11 protein-coding genes and 1 tRNA gene are annotated in these 14,062 nt (G+C 65.1%); 1 reads left to right on the top strand and 11 read right to left on the bottom strand.

The features are described from left to right. Positions 1-29: 29 nt before the first annotated feature. Positions 30-575: a GspH/FimT family pseudopilin gene (locus tag AC5P8R_RS08380; RefSeq protein ID WP_495223251.1), complete on the top strand. Its 546-nt coding sequence runs from the start codon at positions 30-32 to the stop codon at positions 573-575. A 52-nt stretch (positions 576-627) separates the two neighbouring features. Here AC5P8R_RS08380 and AC5P8R_RS08375 read toward each other — a convergent pair. The 11 genes from AC5P8R_RS08375 to grxD all read right to left on the bottom strand — a co-directional run bounded on the left by AC5P8R_RS08375 (position 628) and on the right by grxD (position 14,015). Next, positions 628-704: transfer RNA gene (locus tag AC5P8R_RS08375), tRNA-Asn, on the bottom strand. Positions 705-751: 47 nt separating this feature from the next. Further along, positions 752-1,159, bottom strand: a complete 408-nt coding sequence (locus AC5P8R_RS08370) for a type IV pilin protein (RefSeq protein ID WP_014646597.1) — start codon at positions 1,157-1,159, stop codon at positions 752-754. 23 nt (positions 1,160-1,182) lie between these two features. Continuing rightward, the gene (locus tag AC5P8R_RS08365; RefSeq protein ID WP_049407951.1) at positions 1,183-4,950 is read right to left on the bottom strand and encodes a pilus assembly protein; all 3,768 of its coding nucleotides are present in this window, start codon (positions 4,948-4,950) and stop codon (positions 1,183-1,185) included. Positions 4,951-4,963: 13 nt separating this feature from the next. Beyond that, the gene (locus AC5P8R_RS08360) at positions 4,964-5,485 is read right to left on the bottom strand and encodes a pilus assembly PilX family protein (protein ID WP_046429812.1); all 522 of its coding nucleotides are present in this window, start codon (positions 5,483-5,485) and stop codon (positions 4,964-4,966) included. Positions 5,486-5,490: 5 nt separating this feature from the next. Beyond that, positions 5,491-6,648 carry a PilW family protein gene (locus AC5P8R_RS08355; protein WP_046429811.1) on the bottom strand — a complete coding sequence of 386 codons (1,158 nt, stop codon included), beginning with the start codon at positions 6,646-6,648 and terminating at the stop codon, positions 5,491-5,493. An 8-nt stretch (positions 6,649-6,656) separates the two neighbouring features. Next, the gene (gene pilV / locus AC5P8R_RS08350; RefSeq protein WP_046429810.1) at positions 6,657-7,154 is read right to left on the bottom strand and encodes a type IV pilus modification protein PilV; all 498 of its coding nucleotides are present in this window, start codon (positions 7,152-7,154) and stop codon (positions 6,657-6,659) included. Further along, positions 7,151-7,666 (bottom strand): pilus assembly FimT family protein, encoded by a 516-nt coding sequence (locus AC5P8R_RS08345; protein ID WP_041863227.1) that lies wholly within the window; start codon positions 7,664-7,666, stop codon positions 7,151-7,153. Before AC5P8R_RS08345 ends, pilV begins: the two co-directional genes overlap by 4 nt. Before the next feature lie 161 nt (positions 7,667-7,827). Further along, a complete protein-coding gene (gene ppnN / locus AC5P8R_RS08340) occupies positions 7,828-9,216 on the bottom strand; it encodes a nucleotide 5'-monophosphate nucleosidase PpnN (RefSeq protein WP_014036604.1) in 1,389 nt (462 codons plus the stop codon). A gap of 253 nt (positions 9,217-9,469) precedes the next feature. After that, on the bottom strand, positions 9,470-12,688 hold the full coding sequence (locus AC5P8R_RS08335) for a TonB-dependent receptor (protein ID WP_230548474.1): 3,219 nt from the start codon (positions 12,686-12,688) through the stop codon (positions 9,470-9,472). Positions 12,689-12,921: 233 nt separating this feature from the next. Next, positions 12,922-13,698, bottom strand: coding sequence for an SDR family NAD(P)-dependent oxidoreductase (locus tag AC5P8R_RS08330; protein WP_495223250.1), 777 nt, complete (start codon positions 13,696-13,698; stop codon positions 12,922-12,924). Further along, a complete protein-coding gene (gene grxD, locus AC5P8R_RS08325; RefSeq protein WP_005415957.1) occupies positions 13,695-14,015 on the bottom strand; it encodes a Grx4 family monothiol glutaredoxin in 321 nt (106 codons plus the stop codon). The genes AC5P8R_RS08330 and grxD overlap by 4 nt, the downstream gene beginning before the upstream one ends. Positions 14,016-14,062 lie beyond the last annotated feature (47 nt).

The raw sequence follows: 14,062 nt of genomic DNA, 5'->3' as shown, positions 1-14,062 counted from the left end.
CCGCGCAGCCGGGCGCGGAGGCTGGATGCATGCACCCGACCCATGCCCCCTGCCCCCTCGGCCCCCGCTCTGCGCGGGGCGTGCACCTGACCGAACTGCTGGTGGTCATCGCCGTGCTGGCGGTGCTGCTGGCGGCGTCCTGGCCGGCGCTGCAGCCTTTGCTGCTGCGGCAACGCGCCGATGCACTACAACTGACCCTGCACGCCAGCCTGGCCGGCGCGCGCAGCGAGGCATTGCGCAGACGCGAGCTGATCGGCCTCTGCGCCAGTATCGACGGCCTGCACTGCACCGACGACTGGAGCGCCGGCTGGATCATCTACCGCAGTGGCGACCAGCGCGGGGAGCCAACGTCGCCGGAGGCGATCCTGAACCATCACACCGGGCGCTCGGACATATCGATCCTTGCCCAGGCCAGCAGCGGGCGGCCCCAACTGTTCTTCCAGGCAGACGGACGCAGCCCGGGGGCCAACCTGACCCTGCGCATCTGCGCGGGCAACCGGCTGCACGGTGCGTTGATCGTCAACAATGGCGGCCGCGTGCGGAGTGAACGCGTGGACCGCGATACGCCCTGCTGACTGCCTGCGCAGAAAAGCAAAAGCCGCGATTTCTCGCGGCTTTTGCAGTGTCTGGCGCCCGAAGTTGGACTCGAACCAACGACCCCCTGATTAACAGTCAAGTGCTCTAACCGGCTGAGCTATTCGGGCGGGGAGGCGCATTGTACTGGTCGATTACAGGAAGATCAACACCTGTTTCACCAGCAACTGGCAACGCCACCGTCGGCCGTCTTGCGGTTGGCCTGGTCCACGCTCATCGTGCCGCAGCTGTCCTTGGCCTGCGTGCCCTGCGGGGTGGCGGTGATGGTGAAGCTGGTGCCATCCCCCTTGTAGTCCAGGTTGTAGCGCACGGTACCGCCATCACGGGGCGACACCTTGGTCGGCAGCGCGTAGCCGGTGTAGGAGTTGTTGCTGGTGTGGTAGCGCTCGGCGCGCTGTGCGTACTCAGCCAGGTCCGCCTTCACCACGGCACGATGCGATCGGCGCACGTATTCCTGATAGGACGGAATGGCGATCGCCGCCAGGATGCCGATGACGATCACCACGATCATCAATTCGATCAGCGTAAAGCCAGCCGCGCGGCGAGGCATGTGAGTGTGCAACATGAGCGTGGATCCTCGCACTGGGGTTACTGGAGCTGGCGCCAGGACTGGCGACCGCAAGGGTAAGGCAGATACAGCGACTGGCTGCCCGCCGCGCCGACGGCCATCCAGCAGGAGCTGCCTCCGGGCGGCGCCTTGTTGTCCGTCGGACGCGGCAGCACCGACAGCGAAACGTCACGGACCGGCGCAGTTCCTCCGGTCTTCAACGCGATGGCGGCGGTCGCTGCCCCGGGCCGGCTGCCGGTCGGCGAGCCATAGCGCACGTTCTCCAACATCGGCAAGCCGCTGATCGACGACAGCCCGAACAGCCAGTTCGAACCGCTGGTCGAACAGCCCACCGACTGCATGTTGGGCACGTAGGTCGGCATGAAGACGATGCCACTGACCAGGATCGGGTTGCCCACCGCACGCTCGCCATTGCCGGCAGGCAGCTGGATCATCCAGCCCCGGGCATTTGCCGGGGCCGTCCCCGCCGTGATCTTGCGTTCATCAACGCCTGCAGTGGCGGCCGCGGCCGTGTACGGGACCAGGTTGGCAGCGGTCACCGTCGAGGTCACCGTCTTCCCCGACAGATCGTTCACGGCGTACAGCGCCTGCTGCGCCTTGTCATCCTTGTCGCTGGTGAAGGAGAAGCTGCCGGTGCCGAAATAGAGCATCACGCCGCCCGAAGGACCGGTGGCAGCAGTCATGCCACCGGTGATCGGCTGGCGGTAGGTCTTGGTGGAGGAGTCCTGGGCAACCTGGCTGGTGAACATCGGCACGGTCAGCGTGGTGTTCGCACTGCTGGTCAGGTCGAACTTCCACACGGCGCCACGCTGATCGGCGGCATAGACGGTGTCGGCCAGTCCATCACGGCCGCGCGCATCCTGGTTGGTACCGGTCCAGCGATCGACAACCACAACATTGCCCAGTCCGTTGCTCCCGGAGATGCCGGCGCCTGACGTACCCTCGACGGCTTCGATCATCCGGATGTCGCCACTGGCCATGTCGACCACGAACAGCACCGCCTTGCCATTGGCGCTGCCGTACCCATTGCCGAAGATCGCCTTCCAGGCGACGCCGGTGCCGCTCTTCACCGGCACGATCACCGGCTTGCCCAGCACGAATCCGATGTTGTTGCGCACCTCGTCCCTCAGCGACGCGTTGATGTCGCTGATTTCCCACAGCACGTTGCCGGTGCCGAAGCTGCCCGGCGTGGTGACGTCCAGCGCGAACACCGAACGGCCACCTGCACCCGTGGTGCCTACCAGGCTGGTCTGCCACGCGGTGCCGTTGTAGGTATCGGCCACGGCAATCGGGCCATCGACGTAATAGCGGTGGCGGAAGGTCTGGTCGGCCGTATCGGACTTGTAGGGGAACAGCAGGTTGGCCATGTGCCCCAGCGCGGTGGCCGGGATGTAGGCAAAGCTCTCCGTGCCACCGGTGCCGTCCTGCTTGGCATCGGCCTTCATGCCGCCATCGAAGGCGTGCAGCATGCCGTCATTGGCACCGACATAGACCATGTACCGCTGGGACTTGGCCTTGGTCGCCAGGTAGTCGGTGTAGCTCTTGGCGTAGGTGCCGCCGAGCTGGCGGTACCCGTAGTCGTCCAGCGGCGAGCTGACCACCGGCGCCGAATTGACGATGTCACCCAGCGGCGTGGTCCGGTCACGATACTTGCCGCCGTTGCGGACCTCGGTGGAGCTGTCGGCACTGAGATAGTTGATGGCACTGGCCAGATCGGCCTTGATCGTCGTCAGCTTGTCGGTGGAGCAGACCAGCATCGACGCGTACTTGCCGTCGGGTTTGCTGCACAGATCCTGCAGGCTGATACGGGCACTGTTGAAGTCCACCGGCGAACCCAGCTTGTTGGCCACGATCCGGCGGCCGGACGACGTCAGGCGGCTGGAGGCTTCCCACACCTCGGTGAGCTCCGCGACCTGGTCGGCGTTGACCTTGACGCTGGCCGCAGTCAGCTTGCTCGACCAGTCGGTGCCGCTGTTGGTGATGTCATAGCGTGGGGTGACCGCCAGTGAGCCGGTGCCGATGCGCGCACCACTGATACCGATCGTGCCTGAAGGCGACGCACCACCACTGATCGAGGACAGCACCCGACGCATGGCCTCGGTGACGTCCGCCGGGGTCTGCGCGTTGATGAATTCGCCACGGCTGTTGACGGCCGCATGCCACAGCTCATCGATGACGGTACCGTCATCGACGTCCAGCGGATTGCCATTGCCGGCCCAGTTCGGCGCCGTCTTGTACGGATCGGCGGTTGCGGCCTGGTTGACGCCGTAGATCTTGCCCTGCGCGCCCAGGGTCACGCCGTAGAAGTTCATGTGCAGGTCGGTCTGGCAGTCCAGGCGCTTCCAGTCCGGGCTGCTCTTGTCCAGGGAGCTGCACTTGTCACTGACCGGCACCTGCCCCGCCGGGAAGCTGGTCCCGGTGCGCAGGGGGGTCCGGGCGCCTGCATAAGCCGCCGCGGCGATGTCGGCGATGGTATTGCTGTAGCCGTCGGAGAACGGAATGGACGGCAGGTGGGTCGAGTTCACCGAGTCGGCGTCACCGAAGGACGCGCTCGGTGCATTGCCGGAGTTGGTGTAGCCATCGGTGAACAGCATGCCGCCATTACGCTGGCAGGCCAGCTGCACGGGGGCATCGGCGTCGGTACGACGGAACTGGTCGACCAGATACTCCACCGCGCGACGGTTGGGCGTGCCGCCGTTGGCCGTCAGCGCATAAATCTGCTTGTAGAGGTCAGCTCGGTTGGTGACCATGTCATACATGGTCGCGTTGCTGAGCTTGTTGATGGTGAAGTAGCCCACCCGCATCGTATCCACGCTCACCAGGGCGGCGGTCGACGAACCGACGATGGCCAGCACGCGGTTGCGGTGATACTGGAACCAGTTGGCGAAATTCTGGATCGCGGCGTTGTAGGCGGCCGGACTCGAGTAATTGCCCGGCTTGATCTGGTAGCGACGCAGGTTGCAGCCCGGACCACAGGCACCGGTAATCACCGGGCGACTGGCGTCGTCGGTCTTGTATCCGTCCGGTGCAGGCGCTGCAGCCGGCAGGTAGAAGGTCGCCGGAAAATAACTGATGGAGTATGTGGTATTGCCGGTGTTGCTGATCGCGGCGGTCTTCCATCCACCATCCCACCAGCTGTCGACATAGTATTCATTGCCGGTACCGGAAAGGTCGGGAATCCGCATACCGTTGACGAACTGGAACTTTTCCGACGTGTCGGCCCGATTGACGGTCATGTTGTACACGGCGTTGTAGCCGCGCTGGCCGGACCGGGGATCGGCGCGGGTCTGGGTGATCGAGGCATCTGCCCACAGCGTGCCATCGGCATTGGTCCACGGCCGATAGGTCACTGCCGGGTTGAAGTAACTGGCGTTGTAGACATGCGAACGCGCGAAGCCGTAGATATCCAGCGGCGGAATGGCGCGGCCTGGCGAGTATTCCTTGTTGAACTCCGCGTGCGGATACAGGTAGAGGTAACAGTCCACCGAGTTGCTGGCGCACGCCGAGCCCACGCTGAAGAAGCTTCCATCGTTGTTGAAGAAGCTGTTGGTGTTGCTGTTCCAGCGCATGCGGCCGTCACCACCGGGGAACATGCGTTCGAAGTTCATCGAACCCGAATCGTCCACCGCCATGATGAACGCCGGTGTCGCGCGCGTCTGCACGTTCATCGGCTCCTGTGCCAGCACGCCCTGCGCCTGTGCGGCAAACAAGGTATGCGCCAGATAGCCGCCAGCGGCCAAGACGGCAAGGCCAACGCCTGCCAGGATCCTGCGGTTGCGAGTGTTCATGGGCTCCCCACCCTCACAGCTTGAATACGGTATCGATCGCCGCACGCGACGTCGCATCACTGGTGGTATCACCGGCATAGGTCGTGATCTGGTAGACCGGCGTCGGCTTCTCCACCGACTTGCCCATGTCCAGCGCACCCTCCCCCTGGATGCAGCCCTGGATCTCACGGACATAGATGGCCGGCTTGCTGCCCAGCTTGGTTTTCGCGACCCAGGCCGAGGGGTCGAAGCCGTCATCGCACTGCTGGTTGATGTCGGAGGAGGCCACGGCCGGATTGGCGCCGGCATCCTTGCGGTTGGCGATGTTCTCCACGGCGTTCTCGGCGCTGCGTGCCGCGCCTTCCGCGTTCTGGAGCGCCATGTTGGTCGCCCGGTAGCCGGCCGCCATGCGTTCCTGCATGCCGGCCACCTGCATGCCGATCACGCCCAGCAGGGCCAGCAGCACCAGCATGATCAGCGCGACATAGAGAACGGCACCCTGCTGTCGTGCCTGGGCAACGAAGGGACGGCGTCGGGAGGAAGGATGAGTGCGCATGGTCGTCAGTTCCCGAACAAGCGGTTGCGCAGCGCAACGGACGCTTCATAGGCGCCACGATGGCGCTGGTCGTAAGGATCGGCCGGGGCAAAGCCCACCCCGAGGATGGCCGGATACGTGGCCGCACTGCCCGGCGCTTCGGCCGACGCACGCTGCGGACTGCGCGCCAGCAGGCCGACCTGCACCATGCCGACGCGGCGCCACTGCCCTGCGGCGGTGGCATCGGTACCGGTACTGACCGCACTGGCCACGCGCTGGTCGACGATGCGACCGGTCGGCGGCGTGGGCAGGGCGATATCCGGGGTGGCATCCAGTCCGTACAGGAACTGCATGTTCTCGATGCCTTCCACCAGCTCCTCGCCATCGGCGTAGCCGCCGGCGCCATTCGCGCGTGCCCGGTAAAGCGCCGGCTCGCCATTGGGATTGGTCGCGATGTAGTACGCCATGCCATCGGCGCGATACAGCATGGTCATCGCGTTGTTGATCGAATAGTTGCTCAGGTCGACCTTGTCCACCTTCAAGGTCGAACCGCTGATGGTGGCGGGGAAGACGTCGGCACGGGTGCAGTCGGCTATGCCGAAGACCGTCGGCGTACCTGCGGCGTTGGCCTTCAGTCGGGCCATGCCATCACTGGAGACGGTCAGCGTGGTCGCACCCGCGGCCACGGAGATGCCGGTCACCACGGCCCCTTCCGGACTCATCAGGCGCAGCACAAGGATGTCGCTGCCAGGCAACGGCGCCGGCTTGAGATTGGTGATGCTCTTCGGTACCGACTGCGCCGCGCTCCACGCACGGCCCAGCGTCAGCGTGGCGCCCGGCGCCGTACCTGCTGCCTCATACCCCTGCACCGGAACCGAGAAATCCTGCGGGTCGCCACTGCCCGAGCTGATGCCCAGGTGATAGCCGATATCGCCGGTGTTCTTGACCACGTGGGCCTGGTCGTTGACGCAGCCGAAGTGGCCGGCCATGCGCAGGTCACGCTGCAGGAAATCCAGCGCGAAGCGCGCGTTCTCCTGGGTACGGGCCGCGCCTTCGGACAGCCGCGACGCCGCACGCGAGGCGATGAAGATCTGGGTGACGCCCAGCATCAGGACCAGGCCGATGACCATGGCGATCATCAGTTCGATCAGCGACAGGCCTCGGGCTCGCGAAATTGGACTCATGGGCGCGTTCACAGGAAGGTCGTCAGGCCGAAGGTGGTAAGGCTGTCGGGATCCTTCGGATCCCAGCGCTGGTCACCCCAGCTGATGGCCACGGTGACCTGGCCGGTGCTCTGCACGAAGGTCACCTGCGCGCTGGCCTTCTCGCCCAGCGTGCGCGCGACCTCGCACTGCCAGCGCGCCACGTTCGTCTTCGGCGTCACGGCAGCGCCGGTCGGCCAGGCGCAGACGCCGCTGGGCTTCACCGAGCCGGCCGAGAACGAGGCCGAGGAGTAGGCGCCACCGGCCAGGGTATCGGTGCGCTGGGCGCGCATCAGTTCGATCAGGTCGTTGGCCAGGTTGGTCGCCTGGGTGCGGTAGTTTGCGCTCTGCACGAAGCGGACGTTGGTGGTCTGCAGCAAGGCAAAGCCCAGCAGCCCGAACGCCAGGATCAGCACCGCCACCATCACTTCGATCAGGCTGAAGCCACCCTGCGACGAGCGCGGGCGGGCCAGGTTGCGGCGGCTCATGAGCAGGCTCCCTTGGTCACCCGGACCTGGCCGGATTGGTTGATCGTCAACGTGCTTTTCGATTCACCGGCCTTGCATGCATCCGGCGACAGCACCAGGGTCTGATCAGCGACCGCCCTGCGCCGGCCGCGCCCGTCGAAGGCGATGACCGCGCCCGGTGGGCCGACTACGCTCAGCTGCGGATTGCCCTGAGAAAAGCGCAGCGCGACGTCATTGCTGCCCATCTGGCCGTCGCCATCCAGGTCCGACCAGGCCAGCACACCCTTGGACCAGTCGCCATCACAGGCCTTGCCATCGGCGCTGCCACAGACACCGCCACCGTTGCTGTTGCGGATGCCTTCGCTGCGGGCCAGGTTGGCCAGCGCGATCAGTTCATTGTTGGCGGTCGCCAGCCGGTTCGAGCGGATCATCCCGCGGAAGCTCGGATAGGCGATCGACGCCAGGATCACGAAGACGGCCAGCGTGACCATCAGTTCAACCAGCGTGAAACCGTTTTGCCGGCGCAAAGACATTGGACGCTCCCCAGCGTGTTGGTGGCCACGATGGGCCATCGTCCCGCCACCGGCAAGCGGCGGCAGGATGAACGGTCAATCCGGGGCGACGGGCGTCAAAGGCTTGACGAGCCGCCCTCCCCTGCCAGTGCCGGCGCGATCCCCATCGCGCCGGCCCGGGTTCAGGCCAGCACCTGGTAGCAGGGCTGGTATTCGCCGGAGATCTTCATCCGGCGCTGCTCGACGAAGGCGCGCAGCAGCGCATCCAGCGCCTGCATCATGTCCGGATCCCCGTGGATCTGGAACGGCCCGAACTGCTCGATGCGGCGCATGCCGTCCTCCTTCACGTTGCCGGCGACGATGCCCGAGAACGCCCGGCGAAGGTCGGCCGCCAGCGCGTGCGGCGCACGCCCGTGGTGCAGGTCCAGCGCGGCCATCGCCTCGTGGGTCGGCACGAACGGCTGCTGGTACTCCCACGGGATCTCGATCGACCAGTTGAAGAAGAACGAGTCCTTCTGCGCCAGGCGGTGCTCGCGCACGCGCTTGATGCCGTTGGCCATCTTCTTGGCCACCGCGACCGGGTCACCGATGATGATCTCGTAGCGCTCGGCAGCCTCATCACCCAGGGTCAGGCGGATGAAGCGGTCGATCTGCTCGAAGTACGGCGCCGCCACGGTCGGGCCGGTAAGGATCAGCGGGAACGGCAGGTCCTTGTTCTCCTCGCGCAGCAGGATGCCGAGCAGGTACAGGATCTCTTCGGCAGTGCCGACGCCACCGGCGAACACGATGATGCCGTGGCCGATGCGGACGAAGGCCTCAAGGCGCTTCTCGATGTCCGGCATGATCACCAGGTGGTTGACGATCGGGTTCGGCGACTCGGCCGCGATGATGCCCGGCTCGGTGAGGCCGATGTAGCGCGTGACGGTGCGGCGCTGCTTGGCATGGGCGATGGTCGCACCCTTCATCGGGCCCTTCATCGCGCCCGGACCGCAGCCGGTGCAGATGTCCAGGCCGCGCAGGCCCAGCTCGTAACCCACCTGCTTGGTGTACAGGTACTCGTCGCGCGAGATCGAATGGCCGCCCCAGCACACCACCAGGTTCGGATCGCCCGGGTTGAGGATGCGCGCATTGCGCAGCAGGCCGAACACCGCGTTGGTGATGCCCTCGGACGACTCCAGCTCGGCCGCGTAGGCCGGGCCCATCTCGATGGCCATGTAGGCCAGGTCGCGCACGACGGCGAACAGCAGTTCGGCGACACCGCGGATGATCTCGCCGTCGACGAAGGCCATCGCCGGTGCGTTGACCAGGTCGATGCGCACGCCGCGATCCTGCTGCGCCACCTGGATGTCGAAATCAGGGTAGAGGTCGCGCGCCGCGCGCGGATCGTCCGAAGCGCTGCCGCTGGTCAGCACAGCCAGCGCGCAGCGGCGCAGCAGCTCATGCATGCCGCCGGCGGAGGCATCGCGCAGGCGTGCGACCTCGGCGCGCGACAGCACATCCAGCCCACCGCGCGGGTAGATCCGCGCATCCTGCACCGGCAGTGCACGGGCTGATTTTTCGTTCGTGGTCATATCCAATTTTTCGCTTCCTTCAAGGTTTCCGACTGTACTGCCGCCCCCTTAAAAAGCAAAACGGCCGGGAAGCCCGACCGTTGGATGTGTGCTGCCCGCGTTCGCCTGTCCGGGACCGCATCGGCGGCATTGGCACCGCGCACATTTCCAGATGCTACGCCGTTGCCCAGCACCCCGCAAGGACTTTCGCCTGAACGGGAAACGGCCGGGTTTCCCCGGCCGTTTCCGTTTACAGCAGCGCTACGTCAGTGCATCAGAACTGGTAGCGGAAGCCCAGCTGCATCGACCACTGCGAGACACCGACGTCGAAGCCGTCAGCATCGGAGTTGGCGACGCTCGGCAGGTCCGCGCCACGGTAGTTGTAGACGTACTTGCCGTTGTACAGGCCCTGCAGGCTGGCAACACGAGCGTTGGCGTAGAAGCCGTAGTCGTAGATGTTGCCCCACTTCTTGTTGAGCATGTTGCCGACGTTCTGGATGTCCAGCCAGATCTCCGACTTGTGGCCCTTCATGAAGCCCGGCAGCTGCTGGCTGATACGGATGTCGAAGGTGTTGATCCAGCCGGTACGGAACTGGTTGGCCGGAGCCACCTGGCCTTCGTACTTGGCCAGCTGCGGGTTGGCCGCCAGCCAGTCGAAGAACGACTTCTCCATCGCCGCATCGGCGGTGAACTTGCCGTTGTTGGACAGGGTACCGAACAGGACCTCGCCGCGACGCGGCACGTAGAACAGGTCGTTGCCCGAACGGCCGTCGCCGTTGGCGTCGTTCACATAGATGTAGCTGTACGGGCGGCCGCTGCGGCCTTCGTACACCAGACCCACCTTGGTCTCGTAGTCGCCGAAGAACTTGTGCTTCCAGTTCAGCGAGCCCGACAGGCGGTCTCGGATCTGGTAGCGCGAGGTGTTCAGCATTTCCTCGTTGGCATTGAAGGCATACTGGTAGCCCCAGCCCGAGCTGGCGGTGGAGCTGGTCAGGCTACCCACTTCCTTGGCATCGGTGTAGGTGTAGCCCAGGTTCCAGGACCAGTCGCTGCTCGCGCTCCACGGCTTGCTCAGCGAGACGGTGAACTGCGAGGTGCGGCCCTGATCGGTGTTGTCGATCAGGTAGACGTTGTTGAAGCCCTGTGCGGCGTAACCATTACGCGCATCGTTGGTGCCCCACGCCCTGCCGTCAGCCGAAGGCACGTAGTAGTTCACGCGACCATCGGCACCGACCTGACGGCCCTTGCCCAGGTTCAGGTGCTGGTAGTACAGGCCATCCTTGACCTTGGTGACCAGCAGCTCGGCCGAGGCGACCATGCCGTACCAAGGCAGCTCGTGATCGAAGGCCAGGTTGGCCTTGTACAGCGACGGCAGCTTGAAGTCGCGGCCGACGAAGTTGACGTTCTGCAGCGCGCTGCCCGGAGTGGTCGGGACCGGCTGGTTGTCCTTGTCCGGATTGAACTTCTGGCCGTTGTAGCGGCTGATGTTGTACGAGTCGTAGTTGAAGCCGGTGGTGGAGTAGCTGTTGCTGATCCACACCTGCGGTGCATCACCCTGGAACAGGCCGATGCCGCCGCGCAGCTGTGTCGGGCGCTCGGTGTCGAAGGTGTAGTTGAAGCCAAAGCGCGGCTGGATCAGGAACTTGCTCGGGAACACCGCACTATTGTCATAACCGAAGACAGTCTGCGCCTTCTGGTTGTACGCCGGCGCCGGGCTCACCTTCGGTCGGTCGCCACGCAGACCCATGGTCAGGGTCAGGTTGCTGTTGACGTACCAGGTGTCCTGCACGAACAGGGCCAGGTTGCTGTACTTGTAGTCAGCCGCGATCGAGTTCGCGCTCTTTTCCTTGTTCAGCTGGTAGGTCTGCCACTGCCCCTTGGCGAAATTGTCCAGGCCATAGAAGGTGTAAGCACCCCACGAGCCAGCGCCATAGTAGTTGTAGACATCGTTGGTGTCGTACGAACCACCGAACTTCAGGTCGTGGTCACCCAAGGTCAGCGTACCGGCGGCGTAGTAGTTCCACGCCTTGGTTTCCAGCACGTTGTTCTGCGAGTTGGTCTCGGTACCCAGGAACAGCGAGTCGCCTTCCGGCGTGGTCACATCGCCACCGCGCGGGAAGTAGATGCGGATGCTCGGGGCATTGGTCGGCACCTCGCGGACGGCCGAGTACTCGCGGTACGAAGCCTTCAACTCGGTCGAGAAGGTGTCGGTCCAGTCGCTGAAGACCTGGGCGACGTAGCTCTCGTTGGTCTTGACGTGCTGGTACCAGTAAGAGCTCAGCGAAGCCTGCGAGGTCGAGCCCATGCCGTTGATGCGCAGCTTGCTCTGCTCGAGCTTGCTGTAACGGATGTTGGCGCGGTGGTTCTCGTTGATGTTCCAGTCGAGCTTCAGCGCGTACTCTTCCAGATCCGTGTTGCCGTTGCTTTCGATACCGCCGGCATCGAAGCCATAACCCTTGGCGATTTCCTGGGCACGGGTCACGTCAGCCATGCTGTAGTCGGCATTGGCCTTGCCCAGCGCGGTGCTGGACAGGTCGGCGCCCGGCGCGGACTGCTTGAACTTCTCGTAGTTGGCGAAGAAGAACAGCTTGTCCTTGACGATCGGGCCGCCCAGGGTCATGCCGTAGGTCTTTTCGTCGTTGAAGCCGTTGAACTTCTTGCCTTCCGGGTTCTTGCCGAACCAGTCACCGTCACGGTAGGTGCCGTACACCGAACCGTGGAATTCATTGGTACCGGACTTGGTCACCGCATTGACGGTGGCACCGGCAGCGCCAGCGATGCTGACGTCGTAGTTGGACAGGTTGATGTCCAGCGCTTCGATGGCCTCCATCGCGACCGGCTGGCGGCGGGTCGGCATGTTGTTGCCTTCCAGGCCGAAGGTGTCGCTGGCCGAGACGCCGTCGATGTTGATCGAGTTGTAGCGCGGGTTCTGGCCACCGGCCGAGATCGAGCCCGAGGCGCGGTCGATGAAGGTCACGCGCGGATCCAGGCGCATCAGATCCTGGATGTTGCCGCCGATGGACGGCGCAATCTCGATCTGCTCCTGGCTGATGTTGGTGCCCGAGCCCATCTTGGTGGCGCTGAACACTTCCGAGCCGCCGCCGACGGCGGTGACCTGCACGGTGTCCAGGTTGGTGGCCTTGGCCACGTCACCGGTCAGGATGGCATTGATGGTGCCGGTCTGGTTCACGCCCAGGTAGACACCATCTTCGGTTTTGGTGCCTTCACCCGGCTTGGTGATGGTGATGGTATAGGGACCACCCACGCGCAGGCCGCGCGCGTTGTAGCGACCCGCCGCGTCGGTGGTAGCGCGCGAAACCGTGCCCGACTCGGTGTGGGTGATGGTGACTTCAGCACCGGCGACGGGCTGGCCGCCGCTGGTCACGACCTGGCCGCCGACACCGGCAGTGGTGGTCTGGGCGAAGGCGGGAGCGGCAGCAAGTGCAGCCACGAGACCAAGGGTAAGCTTGGACATCCGGAGTGGGTGGGTCATTTTTCGGTAGCCTCGATGCGAGTTGGCGATGGCGGAAAAAAAAGCGCATCCAAACAGCCCTGCGGGTGGCTGGTCGGAGAGTTATCTGGGGTTCCCTACCGCTTGGCTGAAGGCAGCCATAACGGTTAACACTAGATTAACACGCTACGCCATCAATGTGACGGTTGTGCGACAAACGGCACCGGTTCGCAACGCAATCGTGACGGGTTCTTCACTCCGCCTTTCCCCGGGGCTCACTCGCGGGGAACTGCCCCGCTGGCATCGAGAATCGTCCCCCGCCAGGCATGGCCGGCCCGGGACAACAGGGTGACGGCCGCAGCGGCGGCCGCTTCGGGCCCTTGCGCGGCCGGGTCCTGGACGACGGAATAGGCGCGGGCACGCAGGGCCGTGCGCAGGGGCCCCGGGTACAGGCCGCTGACCCGGACCGGGCTGCGGCCCAGCTCATCGTGCAGGCTCGCGATCAGGCCACGCAGGCCGTGCTGGGCCACGCCATACCCGCCCCAGTAGGCCTGCCCCACCCGTTCGGGGGCATCGACCGCGAACACCAGGGCAGCATCCTCGCGCTGCCGCAGCAGCGGCAGGCAGGCCTGGGCCAGCCAGGCCGGGGCGGTCAGGGTGACATGGACCGCACGGGCGAAACTGGCCGGGTCGGCCAGCTCGAACGGGGTCAGGCCGGGGAAATGCGCGGCGCAGACCAGCAGGCCATCCAGCCGCCCCAGCTCACGCTGCAGGGCCTGGGCCAGTTCGGCATAGTCATCGGGGCCGGCACCCTCCAGGTCCATCGGGTACAGCAGGGGTTCCGGGCCGACCGCCTGGACCTGGGCATAGACCCGGTCCAGCCGGCGCGGCTTGCGCCCCAGCAGGACCACGGTAGCCCCGGCCGCCGCAGCGGCAATCGCCGCCGCACTGCCCAGCCCGCCGCCGGCACCGGCAACCAGCACCACGCGGTCCTGCAACGGGCGGCCATCGAGCGCCCCGTCAGTCGGTGACGTCGACGGCCAGGCACTCATCCCTGGGTCGCCTCTTCGACGATGCGCTTGAGCTCGCCGGATTCAAACAGTTCCATGACGATGTCGCAGCCGCCGATCAACTCGCCGTTGATGAACAGCTGCGGGAAGGTCGGCAGGTTGGAGAAGCGCGGCAGGTTGGCGCGGATCTCCGGTTCTTCGAGCACATTGACGGTGCGCAGGGTGACGGCGCCGGCAGCCATCAACGCCTGCACGGCGCGGCTGGAAAAGCCGCACATCGGGTACTGCGGGGTGCCCTTCATGAACAGCACGAGCGGGTAACGATCGACCTCGGCCTGGATTTGCTGCATTACCGCCACAACCACACTCCTTGCTTCGCCGGACAACCCGACCGTGATGGTCGGCT

The sequence above is a fragment of the Stenotrophomonas sp. YJH_SMC_73 genome (genome assembly GCF_059370155.1).
Note: the sequence above shows the minus strand (reverse complement) of the source record. Positions and strands in the feature narration are given on the sequence as shown.